This window comes from Legionella brunensis (genome assembly GCF_001467025.1).
GTDB lineage: Bacteria > Pseudomonadota > Gammaproteobacteria > Legionellales > Legionellaceae > Tatlockia > Tatlockia brunensis.
In genome coordinates this window covers 40366-64608 of sequence record NZ_LNXV01000005.1, presented here as the reverse complement: position 1 = coordinate 64608, position 24243 = coordinate 40366, and the positions used below count along the sequence as shown (strand labels likewise).

The following is a 24243-nucleotide window of genomic DNA, read 5'->3' as shown; positions in this document are numbered from 1 at the left end:
ATTATACTGCGCATTTTTTACATTAGTTAACCCACTGGGATTTCTACGATTTTTTTGGATTTTTTATGACACAAGAATTACTAAACTTCACTGCCCTCAATTTATCAGAGGCTCTATTAAAAGCACTTGAGGACATGAAGTTTAAAATGCCATCACCAGTGCAGGTGCAAACCATTCCCTTATTACTAGAAGGTCGAGATGTTATTGCTCAAGCACAAACTGGTACAGGTAAAACGGCGGCATTCGCATTACCCATTTTGCAACGATTATCTACCAAATCGCAGGCTACGCAGGCATTAATTTTGGCCCCCACTCGTGAATTAGCGATCCAAGTCGGTGAGCAATTCGAGCTATTAAGTGCCCATACGAATGTCTCTGTTTCCGTTCTTTGTGGTGGTCAAGATTATCGACGCCAATTAAAGCAATTAAAGGATGGTGCACAAGTTGTCGTAGGAACGCCTGGTCGCATACTTGATCATATTGATCGTGGAACTCTACAACTTGGTAATTTAACCACCTTTGTCCTTGATGAAGCGGATGAAATGTTACGTATGGGCTTCATTGAAGATGTAGAAGCTATCCTAGCTAAATTACCTGCAGAAAAACAAATTGCCTTATTCTCAGCAACAATGCCTTACCGTATTCGTCAAATAGCGAATAGCTATTTAAATAACCCCGCCTCTGTTGAAATTCGTGCAGAGACTGCCACGGTTAAAACAATTGAGCAGCGTTTTCTTTTTGCCTCTGGGGCGCAAAAACCAGATGCATTGCTACGAGTTTTGGCAGTTGAGGACTCTCAGGGTGTTATTGTCTTTGTTCGCACTAAAAGTAGCACGGAAGAAGTTGCCCAGTTATTGCAGCAGCAAGGTCATCGCGCTATGGCAATTCATGGTGATATCACACAAGCTCTGCGCGAAAAAGTGATTGCTCAATTTAGACAGGGAGCGATTGATATTTTAGTTGCAACTGATGTTGCAGCACGAGGCTTGGATGTAGAGCGAGTCACTCATGTCATTAACTATGATGTTCCTTATGATTGTGAAACTTATGTCCACCGAATCGGGCGGACTGGAAGGGCAGGTCGTAGTGGTGTCACCATTTTATTTGTTACGCCGAAAGAGTCGCGCATATTAAACACTATCGAACGTCATACTCGTCAGCGTATTGAAAAGATTATTGTCCCTAATGACTACATGATTCAAACTGCAAGGCAAGCACGTTTTATGGCAAATATCAGCGCGCGTTTGCAGCATGAAAATTTGTCCGATTATCGTCATATTATTGAAGAATTTCTTAAACAAAATCAGGCTTCACCTCTTGATGTTGCTGCAGCACTGGCTCTTTTACTCAATCAAGATAAACCTTGGAAACGTGAATTACCTAAACTTCCTCGTGCACCGAAAGAATCTCAAGCTCGTTCGCAAGATAGGGGCCATGATTTTAAATCTGGTCGTAGTTCCAAAGCGGAGAGAGGTAGCAGTAGGAAGCAATTTCGTGATGATTACCCACAAGAGTTATTCCGTCTTGACGTAGGACGAGTACATGGTGTTAAACCTGGAAATATTGTTGGCGCTATAGCAAACGAAGCCGGATTAGAAAGCCGTTTTATTACTGGTCTTAAAATTCATGAAGATCATTCTACCGTTCGGTTGCCTCAAGGCATGTCAAAAAAGATATTCCAGGATTTAAATGGTGCCTGGGTTTGTGGACGCCAGTTAAAACTCACTTCACTAGGTAACGCATAATTAGAGATATTTGTTCTAATGTAGGTTGGAATTTTACAAACCAACCTACAAGGTTAATCTATGGATTAGGTTGTGCCAAATTCCAAGCAACGGCGGTTGCAACAACAGCTACAGCTGATACACTTGCAAATAAAACATAAGGATTTTTAAAAGAGAGTTCTTCTTGAGAAAGTTGTTTTAATTCTTTCTCAATCTTTTGTTTAAGTTCTTCAAAGGGATTCTGGTGATTTAAATTTAGAGTTAATTGCGGAATTAGTTTTGTCTTGATTGTTTCACTGCAATCTTGAATTAATCTTAATTTAGCATCGTCTGTAGTAAAAAAAAGAAGTGTTGTCTCTCTTAAGGCTTCTGCCACGGCTGCACTAAATTTACTAGCATCCTCTGGATTCCAACCGTATAGACCGAAAGTTGCCCGACAGAAATAACGTTCGTTATTTCTATCTTCTTGCTGAAAATAAATTTGTGTGTCTTGCAATTGTTTCTGATTATTTAGGATAGCTAATAATTTTTGATAAAAAATGGTGATAAATTGTTTGCTCTTCATGTAAAAATCCTTTTTAAATAGAGTCATGATTATAAAAAAATTAAATTTTTTAACCTGTGTAGTTTAAATTATAAAAAAAGAAAAAGCGCTCTCATTTCGAGAAGCACTTTTCAATAAACAGTGTAATCATAGAAAGGCCGCTTAAATCCAATACATCATGATCAGAGCCATATGCTTTTTCTCCAAGGCTTGCTAAAGCATCTGTTGTCGCGTATTGAGTGCCCCTGTAAGGATGGCTGTGGCAATAAGAGCTGCAATTAATCCATACTCAATGGCTGTCGCATTAAAAGAATAAGTTCCTTCAGAAAATTAAGTTCAGCTACATTATCCACGTTAGGTCCACCATTATTAAACTCCATTTCCATATTTAGTTTTTGAATACTACCAATTGTCGGAAGACTGGATGATTCATAATTTTCAAAAAATAGGCCAACATTTGTTGCTCCTGTTTCCTCAATCATTTTTATTGTGGTAGGCTCGTTATTGCTATAGTTATTCGCATTGGCTGCAAAGACAAAATTATAATCAGCGTCTTGATCTAATTCTTAAATCTAGGCGTCTACTCTAAATGAAATTGAAAACTGTGGTTTTAAAATGATTCAATTAAACGTATTTTCTACTCTGATTGTCTCTTCGAGTGATATTTCGTCTTCTACAGTAATCCTATCTAGTATGTATTGAATTCGACGAGCAATAGAGCCTTCTTTATTAGCAGGTTGTATCGTTTTTAATTGGGAAACAACGTCTGGAAGTTCAATGGTTTTATTCTTTATTTTGTCTACGATAGACGCAATTTCTTCAGTATGATGCCTATTCCAATGACCATGAAAAAACCGGCTAAAAGATGAGTTTTTTTTCGTATAATCTTCCAATAGGGCACAGATTTTATCAATTTTATTTTCATGCGAACTAGTTAAATTGTCATAGGATTCGGGAGAGGCAGCATTTTTTAACCAAAACTTAAATTCGTCAGATACTGTACTGAATGAGGCAAGTCGTAAATGCTCTCTTAACTGCTTTTTATTCATTTCTTTGTGGGTTCGTTTAAAAATGATTCTGTACAAAGAATATTGGTCATTACAAATTAGAGTACGTAATTGGACTTCACCTACTTTGGGTTTATTATTGATGGGAGAGGCATTATAAAGTTTAGTAGCGAGATCAAATTTCCCAAAATTAACTAAGCCAATGAAGACATTGGTTAGATCTTCTGCAAAATTATTGGCTCTGACTAAGGGCAATAAGCTCTCAAATGTTTGCATAGCAGGTTCTTTATATCGGTTATCTTGGGCTGAGAATAGAAAAATTTCGCGTAGGTCATTTAGGCTAGGGCGATTGTCACTTTGTAGTTGACATAATTTCTGAACGAGTCGCCACTCTCCATGTTCAGCTGCCCTAGTTAATGTGCGACTTATGCTTGCTTGCCAAGGTTTGTTGTCGGTAGTTAATTCACATAAATATTCAACAGTTCTCCATTGTTTCTTATCAGTAGCGATTATTAAAGCCTCACTGATATCTACTTTCTTTAGGTTGCTATTATCTATTAGTAATTCAGTAATAGATAAGTGCCCCTCTGAAGCAGCATTAACCCATCCTTGATAAAAATGCTGATTCTCACTTTGTTCGTCAAGTACTGGTTGTGTATCCTTATCAATAGCAAACTTAACAAGATTGGTATTTCCATGAAAAGCAGCTGTTTCAAGCACAATGCCCCAACTCGCAAGATACTGATCCGGCCTATCTTTTAAAATAGAGCTTATTAGGTATTCAACCATTTCTAATCTATCTTTTTGAGTAGCCCCCAATAATGCTCCACGAATTATCTCTGTATGTGCTTCTCCCATATATCTATCTTTAATAACTTTTTCGTATAGGTCTCTAACGAGTTCTAAATGACCGCAAGAAGCTGCTTTTATAAAAATTGCTTCATATGTTGAATCTATTGAGGTATGCGTCAGATTGTTTATAACATCCAAAGGTTGTAGGCAAGTGATAGCCCAATCAAGAGGTGACGTCAAAGTGGGAGTAAATTGCTGATAGATTTGATTCAAAAGACCTTGATTGCAATTTAAAGTAATCCAATCCAGAAGAGTAAGATTTCTCTTATCGACTCTATATAAATCATTAATATCCTGAATCTCCTGGATGGACAGTTTATTTTCTTTTGCTAAGGAAAATAAGTTGATACTTTTTTCGGGGTAATCTTTATATTCTTCCTGGTAATTTTCCCAAAAAAAATCAAATTCAGTTTGTCCTGCTTTGCGCATTAATTGGGTATTTGGGAAATGTTTTTGGCATTTTAAAAGCCAAAAACCATCCTCCTTAAATAGCTTGAAAATCTTGCTACCTTCTTCAGGAAGATAGGGTATCGCAGCTTTAATTTCTTCAGGTGTAAGGTAATTTAATATTTCTATAATGACAGGATGAGGAAGGGTTTCAATCTGAACCAAAAGATCGACAATATGTTGGTTTTTAACCTTGGCGGTCTCGGTTTCTTGCGTCATATCTATCTCAAAATGCAGACGTTTTAAAATGAATATCCAACTTTAAGCTTAGCCTAAGTTCAAGAAGTTAGGGTGGGTTGAATTTATATCAATACTTGATTTTAATCGTAACGCTTTATAGAAAAAATTGATCAACTTACCTTTTACCTATATAATTCGACGTTTTTCTATGGAAAATCAACTGATTAGGTGGCGGATGAAAATTTTATTTACCGGGTTCCTCCTGCTTTTTTCAGGATTGCTAACTGCAAAACCTTTAAATGATATAGTTGTATTTGGTGACAGTTTATCGGACAACGGCAATCTTTATGAATACATGCATCAAAAATTGCCTCAATCGCCTCCCTATTACCATGGACGCTTTACTAATGGTCCAGTGTGGGTTGAGAATTTGGTAGCGGCGTATTTTCCGACTGCACCTTCCGCGCATTTATTTGACTATGCTTTTGGTGGTGCAGGTATTTCAGAAGATCCCGATGAAGATGTTTTGTTTACCTTAAAGAAAGAAATTGATACTTATTTTCTTGCGCATCAGGACAAAGCTGATGAAGACAGTTTATTCGTTATTTGGATAGGTGCAAATAATTATTTGGGAGTTCCTGACGACACCGAAAAAACGTTGAGTGACGTTAATCTGGGTCTTACTCATCAATTAGAGCGTTTGGCAGATGCCGGAGCTAAACATGTTTTAATCGTAAATTTACCTGATTTAGGCAAAACACCGATTGCTAATGCTTTTGATTCCCAAGAAAAATTGACTTATCTAGCTAATCAACATAATGAACTCTTGGAATCAAGCCTCAAAAATCTTCAACAGGATTATCCTGAAATTCAATGGCTCTATTTTGATGTTAATAAAACATTGCATGATTTAGTTGTTTCCCCAGAAAAATATGGGTTTAGTAACATTACTGATACTTGCTATGATGTTGTAGTGGACAAGCTTTCAAATCGAGCTGTTCTCCATATGGCTGCCAAAATTAAACCTAAAAATGAAATGGATGCTTGTGAAGGCTATTTATTTTTTGACCCTGTACATCCAACTGCTCCTGCTCATCAAATCATGGCTGAACAAGCCAAAGCATTCTTAGACTCTCAAGGTGTAGAGTTTATCAGCTAAATAAACATTATCTGGGTGGTGTTTGCTCATCGCCCAGGACATTTCGCAGTTTCTGCAAACTGAGAGTGCAACACTGAATTTCATGACTCCTAATAAAGTTTAAATAGGCAGGAAAATTGCTTAGTTTACCGAACCTCAAACAACAGGATAAGGGCTATGCGATTACTCTTCGGTTTTTGCTTGTTGTTTTTTCTAAATTTTGCGGAAGTGCGTGCGGCAAGTTTAGAGATTCTTGTAAAGCAACAAAAAGTTGTTTTGCCGTATTTGCTTTTTAAGGGTAAAAAGCAACGAGGAGGAGTGGTCATAATTAATGGTGAGCAAAATAATGAAGGTTCAGAACTCGTCGATAACCTGGGTACGGAGCTTGCCAAGCATGGTTGGTCTATAGCCTTATTGAATACTAGCCTACAGATTAATTCAGTACCTTGGATTGAGCAATTACCTGAAGCATTATCAGCCTTACGACAAAAAAATAACCCAAGAATGATTGTTATCCACTATGGCTCTCAGTTGGAGGGTTCGGTAAATTATTTTACTAAGCTTCAGTCTAAACAAGTTAATGGCATGATCTTCCTTTCTGCTTTTGACCAACCGGAAAACAAAGAAATCCCTAATTTAATACACAAAATACCTTTTCCTTTGTTAGATATTATTGGGCAATTTGATTATGAGCCTGTATTAGCACAGGCAGCAGCTCGTCACTTGTCCATCAAGAATGATCGTTATCTTTATCGACAATTACCTGGAGCTAATCATGATTATTCTTACAATAAAAAAATTTTGATGGCTAATATTCATGGTTGGATGAAGAAATTACGCACTACAAATCCTGTGAAACCGCCTATTAAGCATGATAAACCACAAATATTGCTGCATTAAAGCACATGTTATACATACACAGTTCTGTGCTTCGGTTTCTTTGCAATTCTCTCTGGGAGGTAGTCTATCTATTTAAGGGCACCACGAAATTACCATAGTGCCAGTTAAATCAACAATTGAAAACCTAAGTTTGAAGTTTGAACCGAAGCTCAAACACATCAGCATTAATGCGTACCCGACCTGTAGTGAAAGGAGTCTGTTGGCCATTGAGAGGTAAAAAATTATTAATCGTTGTGTTTGAAATAACATGACCATAAAGCATTTCCATCGTTGCGGTTTTGCTAAGATGATAATCAGCCCCTAAAGCCAAAAAATACTGCGTATCTGATGGAAAATTAAGCGTACGAAGATGATCGCGTTCGGGGCCATCATCAATAAGGCCAATTAAGGTAAGGCCTAAATTTTCACTTTGTTGCTTCCGCACGGCGGCAGCATAAGCCCATGAGGCATTATACTTCATCGTAAATGTAAAATTTGGCCCAAAAGGTGGTGGCGCGGCTGTATTGCGAATTCGAGCATACTGATTCGCATTCCATTGCGAACAAAATACTTGAAAACTGGCTAGCCATTTTGGATTAAAAAGATGAACATAATTAAGCACAGTCGTTGTTGGCATACGAAAATTGAAGACTAGGTCATTGCTTACACTAGTATTAAATATACTTTCTCCTCTCGTTTTTTGTTTGATTGAGGAGTAGTAGGTAGCGCCAAAGAAATTACTGGAATTCGCCATGTAATAAGCGCCTAAATCATAACCAACACCAAAGCCTGAGGTACGATTGACAAACTTGGTATAAGCAGTTTGACTAATAGGTAAAGCCCAGTTAGTTTCGTTATCTTTTAGGAAATTGAAGTTTAGGCCAGCTCCAACATTTAATTTGGGAAAGGCATTAAAAGAAAAGCGAGGGCTTATATCAACGTCAGTCATTAATGTGTCTGTAACGGCATAACGTGTAAAGGCATCATCACCATAAATTAGGTTAGAGTGAAAAGGTTGTGTAACATCAACACCTATGACAAGTTTGTCGTTTACTCGAGTGGCAATACGACCATAAGGTAATAAGCTGAATCTGCGTGAAGCACTAACGCCATTGTCGTATTGAAATGTATTAAAATTTAAAACACTGCCCGCAAATCGGACGTCGGCATAAAATCCTGTGGCGCCGATTAAAAAATCATTCTTTTTTACCTTAAAAAGCTCAGCAGGATTGCTGTAAGTTATTCCTGTAAAATATTGCAGGACATTTGCATGGCTACTGATGCTAGTTAAGCTTAAGAAAATTGCAAGTGAATAGCGCATAATTATTCTATTTAGTAGGGATGCAAGTATAAGATTTCATACTTGCACCAATATAATGTAAATTTATTGAGTTTGAGCAGGAGTAGCTGATGTTGAGCTAGTGCTCGATGCCGGTGTTGTATTGGTACGAGGAATGGCAATCATTTGCATAATTCCCAAGTCACCAGAAATTTTACGTCCGATCACCAGATTTATTGTAAGCGATTGGGTTAATTTTTCCTTATTGTTTTGGTAGACCACTTGCAAAGGAAGGCTGATTTTCCATTGATTATCCTTTACTTCAGAAATTTGCCCTGCGCCGTTAATCATACTACTTACCATTAGTTGCTGGGATTTAATCGCGTTGAGGTTACCGGATTTCTGCAATGCATCAGTAAAACCTTGCCAACCAAGATCGGTATAACAAGCTTTAAGTGCAGCAAGTTGTGTATCCATTGTTGTATAATCAAAATCGAAAGACTGTGCAGTTGCTTTTTCAGCCCATTTCATCACCAGCGCTTGATCGATTTTTGTTGTTGATGCAGGGATATGATAATTACAGTCGATTGGTTTTGGAGGAGTTACTGGTTGAGTTACTACTGTCGTTGCCGTATTTGGTGTTGTAGGCTGTGGAGTGGCGGTAGGGGTTGTACTTTGGTTTACTGTAGGCTGCGGTTGGGGATTAACGGTTGCTCCTGGTGAAGTCTGCCCGGAAGCTCCCTGAGTAGTCGTTGTTGATACGCCTTGGGAGGTTGTAGTCTGCGTAGTTGTTTGTCCTGAATCTTGTGGAGTGGGAACTTGCTGCCCTTGAGGAGTTGGGACTTGTTGGCCTTGAGAGGCAGGTAGTTGAACATTATTAGATTTAGGAGTTACTGTTTGTGAAGCCGAAGCCAAGAGTTGATGGTGTTGTATATTCTCTACTTCTTTAGAAGTTGTTTCTAATTGTGAATTGGAAGTAGCCTGCATTGCAGTGATAACTTTATCCAAAGTTTTATCATTATTTTCTGCATAGGTAGGAACACACAAAACGCTCATTAATCCTGCACACAGCATGGATTTTTTCATTGAAACACTCCTTACATTAATAGTAATCCAATAATTCTGCCACTAGGCTCGCAGCAAGACGGGTCGTTTTTTGCGCCTCATCCAGCGGAGGTGAAAGTTCAGCTACATCAAAACTTACAACTTTGCCAGTTTGTAAGATGTATTTCAACAGGGGCAATGCTTGCCAAGGTGTTAATCCCATGGCTTGAGGAGCGCTAACACCAGGCGCGAAACATTCGGCAAACACGTCAAGGCAAATCGTAAGATAAATGTCATCATGGCTGAGCAAAAAGTCATCAAGAAAAGCAATTTGCCACGCCAAACTTTCTGTATTAATTTGCTCGGCAGTAAGATAGGAAACTTTTAAGTCATCCGCTGTTGAAAAAAGACTTCGAGTATTACCCAGGGCTTGAATACCAAGACAGCAATAACTAAAAGGCTGATGATTCTCCATACAATGTTGAGCTATTTGGCGAAAGGGGGTACCAGACGTTCCTAGTTGATTGTCTTTCAATGGGCGTAAATCAAAGTGCGCATCGAAATTAATGATACCTAATTTCTGATATCTTGAATTTAAGCCTGAAAAATGTCCCCATGCGATCTCGTGTCCTCCTCCCAAAACAACGGTTTTGTACCCTTGTTCCTGCAAATAGCTGACAAGCCTTGCTAATTGTGACTGAGCCTCTTCCAAGTTACCGTCTTTACAAACAATATTACCCACATCAACCAAATGTTTTTGAGCGTGATAGGGCAACTTCGCTAATTGCTCTCGAAGCTTTATAGGGCCTGTTTGAGCCCCAATTCTGCCTTCATTTCGCTTGATTCCTTCATCGCAACAAAAGCCAAGAATAGCTATCTTTTGTTGAGGATTTTCTAAAGCAGTTTGGGATCGAATGTCTATAAAATTAACTCGCTGAAAAAAACGCTCACCTGGCAAACTGTCTTTACGCCCTTGCCAGAGTGATGGAATGGTAGGCTCATAGTTTAAAATATCAGCTAGCATGAAAATCTTCCATAGAGAAATACTATAGCTAGAAGCGAGATGCTGTAGTTTTAGCTATAGATTTTATAGAAAAAAAACCTAAAAAAACAGAGGGTTATTTTAAGATAAAAATTATTGTACAGGTTACATTAAATCACGCCTTTGATTGTTTGTGTTGTGGGAATAATGGATAAAGCGCTTTATAGCTCATATCTCTGTTCTCACAGGGGCATGCTTTGCGGATTGTTTGGTGATATGCAAATGGCATTTTTGTCTCTTTTGCGTAGAATTAACGCTATCTAAATTGTGCCAATTCAAGCGAATGTCTGTTATTATCGGCGCAAAAAATTTAAACCCTAGTAAATAAAACTTGATTTGCTTTGATTTGTTCCATAGCTTTTCTAGTTTTCAGGTTAGGACTGTCGATAAATTAAGCTTGCTAATTATCTAGGAGAGTAACTGTGTTTGTAGTCACTGGTGGTGGCAGCGGAATAGGTCGAGCATTGGCTCAAGTTTTGGCCAAGCGAGGTAAAAAAGTTTTGGTCGTTGGCAGGCGCGAAGAGCTTCTAAAGGAAACAGCAGCTTTTTCCCCTCTTATTTCTTTTTTTTGTGCGGATATTTCAACGGATGAAGGGAGGCAAAAGCTTGCAACTTTGCTGCAACCGGCTATTTCTATAGAGGGATTAATTCATAATGCCGGTACAATCGAACCGATAGCTCCTATTGCAAATATTGATGAATCATCCTGGCAACAAACGTTAGCAACTAATCTTAATGCCCCTTTATTCTTAACACAGCTATTACTTTCTAAATTAAAACATGGCCGAGTTTTGCATATAGGTTCTGGTGCTGCTTATTTCCCTGTTACAGGGTGGGCTGCTTATTGTGTTTCAAAAGCAGCCCTATCAATGCTAACTCGTTGTTGGCAACTAGAAAGCCCTAATGTCGCTTTTGCTAGTGTGATGCCTGGTATTATTGATACCGATATGCAAGCACTCATTCGTGGTGCTCAATTTATGGATGAAGAAAAGCGTCATTTTTTCCATGTTCTTAAAGCAGAAGGCCGTTTGTTAACTACGGAAACTGTTGCTCTTTTTTTGAATTGGTTGCTTCTTGAGTTGGACAAAGAACAATTTATTTCTAAGGAATGGGATATCTATGATAAAAGCCACCATCAATTTTGGCTCAGTCCCCCCCATAAAGTTCCTGAATGGGAGTAGGCAATGGCAAGCTGTGAGCGCTTACTGCTAAATGCAACAACAATCGATACCGACGGACAACAACTGCAAATGCAAGCGATTGCTATCGAAAATGGTTTGATTGCTTGGTGTGGTGATATGGATAAGCTACCCCATGATTACAAGCATCATGCTATAGCTATTCATGAGTGTGATGGTCAATTGGTAACCCCGGGGCTTATCGATTGTCATACTCATTTAGTCTATGCTGGTAATCGTGCAGATGAATTCAAACAGCGACTTGAGGGCAAAACTTATGCTGAAATTGCACGAGATGGTGGCGGAATTTTGTCAACAGTAAGAAAGACGAGGGCTGCTTCCGAAGAAGAGCTATTGGAGCAGTCTTTACCAAGAATTTTAGCAATGCGAGCAGAAGGGGTTACCACTGTAGAAATTAAATCAGGATACGGGCTTGATTTAAAGAATGAATTGAAGATGCTTAGGGTTGCCAGGCAGTTAGGCGTATTAAGTGGTATTCGCGTAAGAACAACCTTTCTAGGAGCTCACGCTGTTCCGCCAGAATTCAAAAATAACGCTCAAACTTATGTTGATTTTTTATGTTCAGACATATTGCCTGTGGTGGTAGCGGAAGGTTTGGCCGACGCCGTTGATGTTTTTTGTGAGTCAATAGGCTTTACTTTAGCTCAATCTGAACAGCTTTTCAGGAAAGCAATAGAGTTATCGTTACCCATTAAATGTCATGCGGAACAATTATCGAATCTTGGGGCAACCGAATTAGCAGCAGATTTAGGGGCTTTATCTTGTGATCATTTAGAGTATTTAGATGCCATGGGTGTTGCCGCTATGGCTCGTTCTGGAACAGTAGCAGTTTTATTACCAGGTGCTTATTATTTTTTACGCGAAAATACGAAGCCGCCAGTAGATAGCTTGCGTAAAATGAAGGTCGGTATGGCTATCGCGACAGATTCAAATCCAGGCTCCTCGCCAACAACGTCTTTGCCCTTGATGTTGAATATGGCTTGTCAATTTTTTAATCTTACTGTCGCTGAAGCTTGGGCGGGAGTAACCTATTACGCTGCAAAAGCACTAGGGCTTGAACAAAAAGTTGGTGCTATTGCAGTTGGATTAAATGCGGATTTGGTGCGCTGGTCGGTGAATGACAGTGCGGCCCTTTGTTACCATTTTGGTTATCCCATAGACCATAGCACAATGATAGCTGGTAATTGGTTAAGTGTTTAATGTAAGGAGCAGAATCATGCTAAGACTGATTTGGGGTTTTGTTTTAGTGCTTTCTTTGACAATTAATATTGTTTGGGCAGATGTACCGAAAACGATCACCGTAAAAAAGGAAACATCTACGTTTGATTTGGATATTAAATACCCTCAAGGTTTTACAAATAAAAATGTTGACGAGGTTGTGAAGGCATTCATCGATAAAACTCAAAGTGCTGATGCGAATCCAGATGCAAATGATATTCCTAATGCACAGGGAAAAAATAGCTTATACATTGATTATAAAATCGAATTCCAAAATAAAAATGCCCTAAGTCTATTATTCTCAATTTCGTCTTATAGTCGTGGTGCGGCTCACCCTAATAATGTAGTAAAATCTTTCAATTTTATTGATGGCAGAGAAGTTACTTTAGATGATCTGTTTAAGCCAGGAAGCAATTATCTACCTGAAATAGCTAAACTAAGCCGTGCTGCTATTCTTGAGAAAAAAATCTCCGAGGAGAATTGGGTCGTCACTGGGACAAATCCAACTCAAGAAAACTATCGGAACTGGTATTTTACTGCTGATGGCTTGGCGATAGTTTTTGATACCTATCAAGTTGCAGCTTATGTTTACGGGCCACAAACAGTGACTATCACTAAGTCAAAACTTATCAATTGGCTACGACCAGAAGTAGCCAAAGCGTTATGGGGTAATCAATGAGTAAATCTGCTCCGTTCATTGCAGCGGATAAAAAAATTGCAGAATTAACACTTCGCACAATTGTTCTTGCCGTTATTCTAACGGTGTTATTAGCACTATCAAATGCGTATCTGGCGTTAAAGTTAGGCATTTTGACTTCTGCATCCATTCCTGCGGCAATTATTTCAATGGGAGTTTTGCGGTTTTTTAAAGATGCTACGATTCTTGAGAATAATGCAGTACAAACTGCCGCATCTGCTGGCGAAGCCGTTGCAGGGGGAATTGTATATACTATCCCAGCCCTCATCATTATTCAGTATTGGAATGGGTTTGATTATCTCACCAATTTTTTTATTGCAGTAACGGGCGGTATTCTCGGTGTCTTGTTTTCTATTCCTTTGCGTCGGATTTTAGTAAATGAGCCTGCTTTAAAATTCCCTGAAGGTCGTGCTATTGCTGAGGTCTTAAAATCCTCAGCAGAGAAAGCGGGGATTCAAGATATCTTTTTAGGTGGTGCTGCAGGTGGTCTACTTGAGTTGTTACAGACGGGATTTAAAATCGTTGCCAATAACTGGAGCTATTGGTTTGTTGCTAGGCGCTCTTTGTTTGGCTTTGGTGCAGGCTTTTCAGCAACCATGATAGGGGCGGGTTATTTGGTTGGTCACGAGATGGCTATCAGTATTTTCTTAGGCGCCATCATTTCCTGGCTGGTTGCAATGCCTGTTGTGAGTCAATTTTACCCTCAATTTCTTGAGCAATATTCTGCTGATCAAGCCGCAGGCTTTTTGTGGAATAGTGAAATGAGGTACCTAGGAATTGGTGCTATGCTTTTTGCCGGTACCTGGACTTTTCTAAAATTAATAAGGCCTTTAGTGAAAAGCATGCGGGCTTCATTTGGCGCTTTTATGACCAAAGGGCGTATGGAAGCAGAAATACCACGGACTGACAAAGACATACCAATGCCTTTTATTTTAATTGGCATACTTATCATGGCAGCGATATTGTTCTTATTCTTTCAATTTATCTTTCCTTTGGAAGAAGCTGGTCTTGATGGAGATTACGCACCTACTTTAGTCTTTGGTGCTGTTTTATACATTTTAATCATTGGTTTTTTATTTTCTGTAATCACTGCTTATTTTTCGGGTATGGTTGGGGTTACAGCAAGTCCAGGCAGCTCAGTAGTGATTGCGGGAATGTTATTTGCTGCCTGGATGTTATTAACGGCAATGAACCATATTTTTTCGTTACCTCTTACGAATCATCAAATCAGAGCTGCAGAAGCGATTACCATCATTATTGGTTCTGTAGTGACGGGCATTGCAGCGATTGCTAATGACAATACGCAAGATTTGAAAGTTGGACAGCTTGTAGGTGCTACACCCTGGAAACAACAGGTAATGCTTTTGTTAGGTGTCGTCATTTCATCTTTAGTTATTCCGCCTGTGATGCAACTTTTGTTTGATGTCTATGGAATAGCAGGAGTGATGCCGCATGAAGGAATGGATGCTAGTCAATCTCTGCCTGCTCCGACAGCAGCATTAATGGCTGCTATTACTGAAGCAGTTTTTCGCAATACCTTGCCATGGACGATGATGTTCATAGGCGCAGGGATTATATTGGTCATTATTATTTGCAATCGTTTGTTTAATTTAGCTCGGTTTCTAAGGCTGTCTATTCTTGGTGTTGCTATTGGGATGTACTTGCCATTAGCTTCATCTTTCCCATTATTTTTAGGAGGAATGATAGCTCTATTTGTAAGACGACGATTAAACAAGTACTCTCTCGAAGAGGAAGAAAAACAGCAACGCCGACAAAAAGGGGTTTTAATTGCCTGTGGTCTTGTTGCTGGTTCTGCTTTGGTCGATGTTTTGTTGGCGATCCCATTTTCCATTTTCCATACCCCCGATGCTTTAGCTTTAGTTGGTGCTGGCTGGTATAACTACGGGATAATATTAGGAGTTTTATCTACCATGATGCTTGCTGGTTGGATAGGACATCGTGTTTGCGGTAAAGCATGAGGCAAGATGTGGCATGATTATTTATGAGGTCAATATAGAGATTGATATGGCCGTTTTCGAGGAATACATCGGTTGGTTAAAGCCACACATTAAAGAGCTGTTGGCTATAGATGGTTTTATAAAAGCCGATTTGCTATTTGAAAACGATGATAAGACGGAGGGAATCAAAAAGATTACAGTGGCTTATTATCTAAAAGATTATGATGCTTACCATAATTATGTAGAAACGCATGCCAATAAAATGCGCAAGGATGCAATTAGGCGATTTGAAGGCCAATTTAAAGTTGCTAGAAGAATATTAGAACTAAAGGACTCTTTTATCTCTGGGCTTGTTAGCTAACTCAGCTAAAATGAACTCTTTCCTTGATTCTTGCGTTTCTCTGCTTATGCTCTTCTGTGTGCGCAATGATGCTTTCAAACTTAGGCCTTAAACTCATCAGTAAAGAATAATTACCAGGAAGTAAGCCGTTAAATTTATTGAGTAATTTTTTCAAGAAAGTCTCACCAAAACAGCGCAAATGGCGAATGTCTACAATTGTCATATAATTATAAATACGCCTTAAATTTACAAATGATTAGTCATTGAGTGAAATTTAATGTTCCATCTATTGCGAATTTTGGAATAAGTCATGAGAAAGGGCTGAAATGATTGCAGTATCAGGTTATGCAATTCAAGAAAAAATGCGTCATAATCGCAATATTGACACTTATTATGCCTTGCGGCAAAAAGATAAGTGTAAAGTCCTATTGAAAATACCTAATAATCATCTTTCTTCCACTGAAAATTTGGCAATTTTGCAACATGAATTTCGCTTGTTGAAGAAAATTAATGCTCCTACAATTATTAAAGCTTATGATTTTTTGAAAAATACACCCGTTCCGGTTTTGATTCTGGAAGGGGTAGAGGGGATGTTACTAAGAACATATTTGAATACACATCCATTAGAGATCAGTGATTTTTTCAGATTATCATTGCAGCTTGTTGATATTATAGGAGAATTACATCAACTAAAGATTATCCATAAGGAAATTAAGCCATCTAACATCATTATAGATCCCGAAAAGCTAACTCTTAAATTAATAGATCTTAGTGCTTCTACAGGACTTTCTGAAGAAACATTTGATTACTTGGTTTTAAATAGTTTTGAGGAGGGTTTGGCTTATATTTCACCTGAGCAAACAGGACGTATAAACCGTCCCGTTGATTATCGGACAGATTTCTATTCGCTTGGTATTACGTTATATCAGATGCTCACTAATCAATTGCCGTTTCAAGCAATTGATCCGTTGGAGTTAGTGCATTGCCACATTGCAAAACAACCACCAAACGTATTAGAAACAAGGCCAAATATTCCCAGCATGATAGCGGCAATAATTGATAAATTACTGCAGAAAATGCCTGAAGAACGTTACTCAAGTATCATGGGTTTGAAATCAGATCTTCAAGAGTGTCAGAAGCAATGGGAAAATAAGGGCTCTATCACTCAATTTTTGCTAGGGTTAAATGATACAAAGGAACATTTAAGTATTTCTCACAATCTCTATGGTCGTGAGCAAGAAGTTGGTCAATTGCTTGAAATCTATAATCGAGTGAGCAGTGGCGCTAAAGAGATGGTGTTTATTGCCGGTTATTCTGGGGTTGGTAAAACGTCTTTAGTTAAGGAAATCCATAAGCCAATTATTCAGAATAGGGGCTATTATATTCAGGGAAAATTTGATCAGTTACAACAGAATATACCCTACAGCGCTATTGTTGTAGCCTTCCAAAATTTGATGAAACAAGTTCTTGCAGAAAGTGAGGTAAAATTGCAAGAACTTAAGACTCATCTTATAGCCGCTTTGGGTAATATTGGACAAGTTGTGATTGATGTGATTCCCGAAGTTGAATTAATTATTGGACCCCAGCCGCCAATTCATAAACTGAATCCTACAGATGCGCAAATAAGGTTTAACTTAGTATTTCAAAATTTTGTGCGAGTATTTGCCCAGGCTACTCACCCTCTTGTTGTTTTTTTAGATGATTTGCAGTGGGCGGATAATTCCTCCCTTAGTTTTATTGAAAATTTACTACAGGATCAGGAAACAAATTACCTGTTAATTATTGGCGCTTATCGTGATAATGAAATTGATGCTAATCATCCTTTACAACTGACTATTGATAATTTAGACAAGAATAAAGTCGAATTTAATACATTAACTCTTAAGCCCTTACAATTAAAAGACATTCAACAGTTGTTGCACGATACTTTGTCTGGGACAGAAGAAAAAATTAACCAATTGGCAAAATGTATTTTCGATAAAACTCAGGGTAACCCTTTTTTTATTAATCAATTTATTAAAATTCTTCATCAAGAAAAAATATTAATTTTTTCTTATAAAGAGAACATTTGGGAATGGGATCTAAAAAGGATTAGACAGCAAAGTGCAACAGAGAATGTTATCGAACTGCTGAGTAATAAAATTCATCTCCTTCCCACAGCAACTCAAGAAATTTTAAAGTTGGCTGCTTGTGTCGGCTATGAATTTGATCTCAAAACCTTACTGACAATTAGTGGGGATAAAGTGAGTCAAACGGCGGAAAAATTAGCACAGGCCATTAAATCCGATTTAATTTATCCGCTTGAAGAGACTTATAAAACATTGGGTTTGGTTGGACTAGAAGATGTTATCTGTAATACCGACTTGAGAACCTTACACTATAGATTTATTCATGACAAAGTTCAGCAGGCGATTTATGAACTAATAGATGAGAGAAATAGACCACACATTCACTTGCAGATAGGTAGATTATTGTTACAAGAGAAATCACTGGAAGAGGATGATGAGCGCTTATTTGATGTAATGAAACATTTCAATCATTGCATAACCTTAATTACCGATGTTCATGAAAGATTACAATTGGCTCAATATAATCTATGGACCGGACAAAGGGCGAAACTGGCATCAGCGTATTACACCGCTAATGAATATTTCTCTGCTGCAGCGGCATTGCTAAAACCTGAGGATTGGGAAAAAAACTATAAGCTGGTATTTCAAATTTATAAAGAATTAGCAGTATGCAAATATCTCATTGGTGATTTTGTTGCGGCAGATAAATATTTCTCTGAATTGTTACTACAGGGACAGGATGCACTTGATAATCTTGAAATTTATCGTCTAAAAATTGAAATGCTATCCACTTTGGCAAAGCATGGGCAAGCGCTGGAAATTGGTTTACAGGCATTGCGGGACTTTGGTATAAAAATCCCCAATAATCCAAGTAAAATCAATATATTAACTGCTATTTATAAAATAAAATTTCAACTAAGAAATTCTAAACTAGAAGAGATTGATTTGCCACCGATGTTAGATTTAAAACAAAGGGCAATAGCTGATTTAATTACCCAATTACTAAACAGTGCTTTTATTACTAATCAGCAGCTATTCGTTCTTCTTATCTGCAAAAATATTAGTTTGAGTCTGAAGTTTGGGTATACGGAATGCACGTCAATGTGTATTCCGGTTTATGCCTTTGTAATTATGCATTCAATGAACTTGTATGATGAGGCAATTTCTTTTGTAAAACTCTATAACAACTTAAAACAAAAATATGGGGCTTCGAACTTTGAAGGCAAAAATCAATTTGTTCTAGGTAGTTTTATCGAACCTTATCAATTATCTATTAATGCTTCAAATAAAACGGTGAGCAAGGCATTTAGGCTTTGTTGTGAGGTGGGCGATTTAGTTTATAGTAACTACAGCAACTTGCTACTTGTATTACACGCACTTTCAGCAGGAAAAACACTGAGTGAGGTTAAAAAAAATATTCAATCTGCATTGTCATTTATGTCTCGAGTTAACATCTCTGATTTTAGCACTGTCGCAAAGTTTTGGGATTATTCCATCGAGTGTTTAGAGAATCCTGAGCTTGCCAGGCTTGAGCAATCAGCTTTTTTTGAAGAAACTATTATCAAAGGACAAAATAAGACTGAATCCAGTTTTTTTTATAGTTCAATGACGCGATTTCATTTTCTATTGGGTAATATTGAAGAGGCGATTAATACAGGAAAAAATTATGAGACTTATGCAGATTATGATCAAGGATTAGTTAGCCATTTGGATGCCAAGTTTTTTTATGCACTCGCGCTGTTTAATGATTTTCCTCACCAACCAAAAACTAAACAGAAATGTTATTTTAAAAAATTAAAAAATCTGGCTCTGCTTATCGAAAAATATGCGTCTTGGTGTCCTAAGAATTATAAAGCTCATGCCTCACTTATTGCCGCAGAATTTGCTCACATAAAAGCTGAGTATCAGCAGGCTCTTGTTCTTTACGAGCAAACCATAGAAATAGCTCTTTCTCGTGGGTTAATCTTAATTGCTGCTATTGCAAATGAAAATGCTGGTCGTCTTTGCATGTCTACAAAAGTCGAGCGGATTGCGAAATTATATTTACAAAATGCCTATCGCTATTTTAAAGAGTGGGGCGTAATTACCAAAATTAAACTTATGGAAGAAACTTATCCAGACTTAAACCTTGCCAAAGATAATCTGGCATTAGCAAATACCTATCCTCATCAAGCTCCCCAAAATTTAGATATGCTGGCTATGTTAAAATTTACTCAACTGATCTCTAGTGAAATTCGTCTAGATAAACTACTGCAGAAATTTATGGTAATTGTATTGGAGAATGCAGGGGCACAGCGCAGCATAATTTTAAGTAAAGTTAATGATCAATGGGTCATTGAAGCAGAGGGAAATTTGGAACAACAAGTCGTTTACCTGAATAATCATGAAAGAGCTGAAGAATCGTCAAAATATCCTCTTTCTATATTGAATTATGTTCAACGGACGCAAAAGTCGATTATTGTAAATGATGCAATCCAGTCTGAATTTTACTTTAATGATCCTTATATACAGCAAGAAAATCCCCGATCGCTTCTCATGATGCCGTTATTTTACCAGGGACAATTATGTCGTATTTTATATTTAGAAAATAAGAGTAGTAGCTATACCTTTACGGCAAATCATTTAGATAGTCTGCAATTATTATCTTCACAAGCAATGACTTCACTGGAAAATGCCAAGCTTTATTATCAAGCTACTCATGACCCATTAACGGGTTTAGCAAATAGAAATATGTTGTATGAAATATTTCAACAAACCACGAAACAATTGGCTCGCTCCCATGGCAAGGTGGCCTTGCTATTTTTAGATTTGGATTATTTTAAAGTTATCAATGATACCTTAGGTCACGATAATGGCGATAAGTTACTGGTACATATTGCAAAAACTTTAACTGCAACGTTACGTGAAGGTGATATTGCTGCGCGTATTGGTGGAGATGAATTTGCTGTTATGCTCGCAAATATTGTGTCTCCTAAGCAAATTACAGTCATCATTGAGCGATTATTTCATGAAATGTCTAAACCCTGTCAAATCGATGCACATTTATTGCAAATTACAGCCAGTATGGGGATTAGTATCTTTCCTAAGGATGGTCACGATATTCAAACATTACTGAAACTTGCTGATACGGCATTGTACCAAGCTAAAGAAAAGGGTCGAAATCAATTTCATTATTACTCAACAGAGCTACACGAGGAATATCAGAAAGTTCATGGTTTAGACAAGGAATTGCAGCAAGCGTATGAAAATAAAGAATTTTTCCTCATGTATCAACCCGTTTACAACATTCATACTGGAGAAATAGTGGGGCTTGAAACCCTGCTGCGGTGGAACCACCCGGAAAAAGGCATCTTGGAGGCTAAGGATTTTATTTCTACTCTGGAAAAAAGCCCTTTAATTATTGCTGTCAGCGAGTGGGTTTTTAAGACCGCTTGCACGCAAGCAAAAATTTGGCAAGATAAAAAAATTTTTTCAGGCGCTATTGCTATTAATGTGTCAGCAATACAATTTCTCCGTCATTCTGTAAGCGATTTGGTGTCAAAGACTTTGGCTGAAACACAATTAAGCTCAGAATCAATCGAGTTAGAAATTACCGAAACAGTTTTTATTGATTATAACGAAGAGTTTTATAAAGAGATTGAGGCACTGCGGGAACAAGGGATAAATTTAGTGATGGATGACTTTGGTACAGGTTACTCTGGCTTATCTTATCTAAAACATTTACCAATTCATAAAATCAAAATTGATAAAATATTCATTGAAGATTGTGAAAATGACTATTCAGATCAAACAATTATTAGTGCTATTACCACAATGGCTCACAAACTAAATATCCAGGTGATTGCTGAAGGTGTGGAAAATGAAACACAACTTAAGATTCTGCAAGCACAAGGGATTGATGGCATTCAAGGGTATTATTATTCTCGACCGCTGACCGTAGAAGGTTGTGAAACCTACTTGAAACGAAAGAATTTGCAAAAAGATTGATTCCAGTTCAAATACTCTAGGATGTTCTTTACCCCAGCCGCTCAATCTCTGATCCAATTTTGTCTTTTTTAGGATCCCAGAAAGATTTTTTCACTGGCTCATCCCTTCTACTGAGAAGGGAGCAATTATTTATGACAATCAAATTGAAAAAAAATAAATCAAATAGATTAAATAATCTATAATTGTAGTATCCAGTAAGTTTTGGGGAAGTTCATGCCTAAATATAATCCTTCAATACATAATGTTGAAGTATTGACTTGGGGGACAAAAAATAAGACAAGCAATGGAATGGATAATTTTGTTGAGCAGGAGTTATTTGGAGGGAATGTTGGTCATGCTTCTATAGTTATGTCGCTTCCAATCAATGAAGAAACTAAAAAATGGATTGAAACGTATTGTTATGAAGAAACTTTTGAAGAATACGCGCGTAAAGGATTTGAGGAAGATGTAAAAGAATATGAGGAAGATATAGAAGGATATGAAGAAGCAAGAGAAGTTTTATATGAGGAATATGAAGAGTATAAAGAATATTTAGAAGAGGACGAAGAAGAAGAAGAGAGAGATATAGATAGAGAGAAGGAGAGAGAGGGTTTAACTTTTAAAAAATATTTGCAAAAAAAAGGCAAGTCGACTTTAGAGCAATATGAAAACTACAGAGAAATTTTATATGAGAGGTATGAAAAACATAAAGATACCTTAGAGGATGATGAGAGAGATGGAGTATTGGGAAGACAATCCTTTGACTTCTGAAGAATATTTGAAATGCAACAATTTGTCTTTTGAAGAATATTTGAAAAATGCTAAACAAAGAATACCAACGACTCAAAAAAAAGATACCACCCATTCAGCAAAATACAACGACGAAGGTAAACTTGTTAAAACAGACGAAGTAGCATCTGAAACTGAATATTTTAAAATAGAGTTTAGTTGGTGGCGTGGTGATACTTTTTTCTTATCCAATACAGAACAAGATATGAAGGATGAGCGTAAAGGTAAACACCTTGAGTACAGTGAAAAAGCAAAAGAGTATTTGCAACCTGAACAGAGAAGGCATACTGGAAAATTTGGTGGCCAAGTGATGACCTATGCTCCCTCGTCGATAGTTCACCAAAGAGATTTGTCGGATACTGAATTAAAAAAAGTTGATATTGAACTACAAATAGAGAGATTAAAAGAACGTTTAGAAGTTCACGACTTGTTAATGGATAAAGTCAAAACAATGAAAAGACCTAAGGTTGAAGGTAGTTTAAAATTAATATGTAATAATATTGGGTTAAAAAGCGATGATTTAGTAAAAGATTACCTAGAAAAAAATCCTGGAGAAGTAGATATTGAGAAATTCAAGGAGTTTTTTCTGGAAAATGCCAAACAACATATGGCAGAACTTAAAAAGGAAAGAGAAGCCTTAATAGAAGAATTACGCGCACTGGAGGAAGATGAAGAAAATGAGTTAGAGGTTGATTATGTTACTAAGGGAGTGCCTCCAGATCATGTAGTAACGTTACCTTATGTAGATGAGGGAAGACGAGGTTTGTCGCCAGAAGCTATGCTTAAGAAAATGCGTGAGTTAACTGAACCCGATGCACCAGGTTTTAACTTGCATACCAAAAATTGCTCAAAAACATCGACTGATATCTTAACTGCTGGGGCTGAACATGACCCACTACTTAAGCGAACTTTAAGTGAAGAGGCGCTAGGCTTTTTTGGTACGCCACAGCAAGTTATTGTTAATGCTCAAAGAGCTAAAGATATCATTGTTAATAATGAGGAAAATACACTTCTAACTAGAATAGTAAATAGCAATTTCTTACAAAAAGCCATGGGAGAGTACATTAGTACCATTATGGATCCAAATGCTTCCAGAAGAGATAAAGGCTTGGCAGGAGGTATGCTCTTACTTGTTGCTCTTGCAAGACTCCCTGGCGTTATGGTTAAAGCTTTCCTTAACCCAACAGAATCAATGGGAAATATAATTTCAGGAGTTTCAACGGTTGCAAAACATGCCGACTCGGTTGCATTAAAGGGGGCGGTAGGGCTAATAAGTGCGCTACCTTTGGCTATTTTATCTCCTTTTGCTTTAGTCGAACAAGGTATAAAAAAAATTGCAAAACCTTTTCAAGCTCTGGCCACCTGGATATCAAAAAAAGATCCTTCTCCAACTTTAGACGATCAAATTACTACTCCGCTTCCTTCCGCAAAAAAAGATCGACCACAAGAGGACAAAGCAAGCTATCATTCAATGATGGCTGGTTTAGTTGATAAGAAAGTTGCAGGTAAGGTACAGGAACAGTCAAAAGAATTATCGAGTCACAAAAAGCCATTGGATATTCTGGTAGATTTTGAAATTGAATTAGAAAATAACCCCAATAAAGTAATTACTTTGAGTGATAAAGATTTCGATAAAATTAATAAATATATTACAGCAAAAAAAGATCCTGGGTTAACTGAAAGATTTCAAAAATGTTGTGATGAATCTCTACGTAGGGCAAATAAACTGAGTCCCCAAACCCCTGAGGAAGTTGACAATCTTATTCAGGAAGAAAGTCTTAAAACTCAAGTCAATCTATAAGAGAGTGTTTATTTAACTGTGTCACATAGGGAAGTAACGCTGCAGAGCGGTTAGCATTGTCAAAACCCGT

General features: G+C 37.6%; 18 protein-coding genes. 11 read left to right on the top strand and 7 right to left on the bottom strand.

Annotation, left to right across the window (positions count from 1 at the left end):
• Positions 1 to 65 precede the first annotated feature (65 nt).
• Positions 66 to 1745, top strand: a complete 1680-nt coding sequence (locus Lbru_RS04085; RefSeq protein WP_058440922.1) for a DEAD/DEAH box helicase — start codon at positions 66 to 68, stop codon at positions 1743 to 1745.
• A 58-nt stretch (positions 1746 to 1803) separates the two neighbouring features.
• Here Lbru_RS04085 and Lbru_RS04080 read toward each other — a convergent pair whose 3' ends face one another.
• The 4 genes from Lbru_RS04080 to Lbru_RS04070 form a co-directional block, all read right to left on the bottom strand.
• The gene (locus Lbru_RS04080) at positions 1804 to 2289 is read right to left on the bottom strand and encodes a hypothetical protein (RefSeq protein ID WP_058440921.1); all 486 of its coding nucleotides are present in this window, start codon (positions 2287 to 2289) and stop codon (positions 1804 to 1806) included.
• Positions 2290 to 2481: 192 nt separating this feature from the next.
• Positions 2482 to 2547: a hypothetical protein gene (locus Lbru_RS18010; protein ID WP_420795306.1), complete on the bottom strand. Its 66-nt coding sequence runs from the start codon at positions 2545 to 2547 to the stop codon at positions 2482 to 2484.
• Positions 2547 to 2750, bottom strand: a complete 204-nt coding sequence (locus Lbru_RS04075; protein ID WP_058440920.1) for a hypothetical protein — start codon at positions 2748 to 2750, stop codon at positions 2547 to 2549. The genes Lbru_RS18010 and Lbru_RS04075 overlap by 1 nt, the downstream gene beginning before the upstream one ends.
• Before the next feature lie 138 nt (positions 2751 to 2888).
• Entirely contained in the window at positions 2889 to 4793 is a 1905-nt protein-coding gene (locus Lbru_RS04070; protein ID WP_058440919.1) for a DUF5617 domain-containing protein, read from the bottom strand.
• Positions 4794 to 4989: 196 nt separating this feature from the next.
• Between Lbru_RS04070 and plaA the strand changes: the two genes are divergently transcribed.
• The gene (gene plaA, locus Lbru_RS04065; protein ID WP_058440918.1) at positions 4990 to 5913 is read left to right on the top strand and encodes a GDSL family lysophospholipase PlaA; all 924 of its coding nucleotides are present in this window, start codon (positions 4990 to 4992) and stop codon (positions 5911 to 5913) included.
• Between the two features lie 156 nt (positions 5914 to 6069).
• Positions 6070 to 6792: a type 1 periplasmic-binding domain-containing protein gene (locus tag Lbru_RS04060; protein WP_058440917.1), complete on the top strand. Its 723-nt coding sequence runs from the start codon at positions 6070 to 6072 to the stop codon at positions 6790 to 6792.
• 124 nt (positions 6793 to 6916) lie between these two features.
• Here Lbru_RS04060 and Lbru_RS04055 read toward each other — a convergent pair whose 3' ends face one another.
• The 3 genes from Lbru_RS04055 to hutG form a co-directional block, all read right to left on the bottom strand.
• Positions 6917 to 8092 carry an OmpP1/FadL family transporter gene (locus tag Lbru_RS04055; protein ID WP_058440916.1) on the bottom strand — a complete coding sequence of 392 codons (1176 nt, stop codon included), beginning with the start codon at positions 8090 to 8092 and terminating at the stop codon, positions 6917 to 6919.
• Between the two features lie 63 nt (positions 8093 to 8155).
• Positions 8156 to 9136, bottom strand: coding sequence for a DotI/IcmL family type IV secretion protein (locus Lbru_RS04050; RefSeq protein ID WP_058440915.1), 981 nt, complete (start codon positions 9134 to 9136; stop codon positions 8156 to 8158).
• Between the two features lie 16 nt (positions 9137 to 9152).
• Positions 9153 to 10118 (bottom strand): formimidoylglutamase, encoded by a 966-nt coding sequence (hutG, locus tag Lbru_RS04045; protein ID WP_058440914.1) that lies wholly within the window; start codon positions 10116 to 10118, stop codon positions 9153 to 9155.
• A 440-nt stretch (positions 10119 to 10558) separates the two neighbouring features.
• Here hutG and Lbru_RS04040 point away from each other — a divergent pair, with 440 nt between their 5' ends.
• From Lbru_RS04040 to Lbru_RS04000, 8 genes are all read left to right on the top strand, one after another.
• Entirely contained in the window at positions 10559 to 11317 is a 759-nt protein-coding gene (locus tag Lbru_RS04040) for an SDR family NAD(P)-dependent oxidoreductase (RefSeq protein ID WP_058440913.1), read from the top strand.
• A 3-nt stretch (positions 11318 to 11320) separates the two neighbouring features.
• Positions 11321 to 12535 (top strand): imidazolonepropionase, encoded by a 1215-nt coding sequence (hutI, locus tag Lbru_RS04035; RefSeq protein WP_058440912.1) that lies wholly within the window; start codon positions 11321 to 11323, stop codon positions 12533 to 12535.
• Between the two features lie 16 nt (positions 12536 to 12551).
• Positions 12552 to 13232, top strand: coding sequence for a DUF3298 and DUF4163 domain-containing protein (locus tag Lbru_RS04030; protein WP_058440911.1), 681 nt, complete (start codon positions 12552 to 12554; stop codon positions 13230 to 13232).
• Entirely contained in the window at positions 13229 to 15229 is a 2001-nt protein-coding gene (locus tag Lbru_RS04025) for an OPT family oligopeptide transporter (protein WP_058440910.1), read from the top strand. The genes Lbru_RS04030 and Lbru_RS04025 overlap by 4 nt, the downstream gene beginning before the upstream one ends.
• Entirely contained in the window at positions 15210 to 15569 is a 360-nt protein-coding gene (locus Lbru_RS04020) for a DUF4286 family protein (protein WP_058440909.1), read from the top strand. Before Lbru_RS04025 ends, Lbru_RS04020 begins: the two co-directional genes overlap by 20 nt.
• A 305-nt stretch (positions 15570 to 15874) precedes the next feature.
• Positions 15875 to 21604, top strand: coding sequence for an EAL domain-containing protein (locus Lbru_RS04010; protein WP_058440907.1), 5730 nt, complete (start codon positions 15875 to 15877; stop codon positions 21602 to 21604).
• A 213-nt stretch (positions 21605 to 21817) separates the two neighbouring features.
• Positions 21818 to 22354 (top strand): hypothetical protein, encoded by a 537-nt coding sequence (locus Lbru_RS04005; protein ID WP_058440906.1) that lies wholly within the window; start codon positions 21818 to 21820, stop codon positions 22352 to 22354.
• Positions 22308 to 24173 carry a hypothetical protein gene (locus Lbru_RS04000; protein ID WP_131793537.1) on the top strand — a complete coding sequence of 622 codons (1866 nt, stop codon included), beginning with the start codon at positions 22308 to 22310 and terminating at the stop codon, positions 24171 to 24173. The genes Lbru_RS04005 and Lbru_RS04000 overlap by 47 nt, the downstream gene beginning before the upstream one ends.
• Positions 24174 to 24243: the final 70 nt, after the last annotated feature.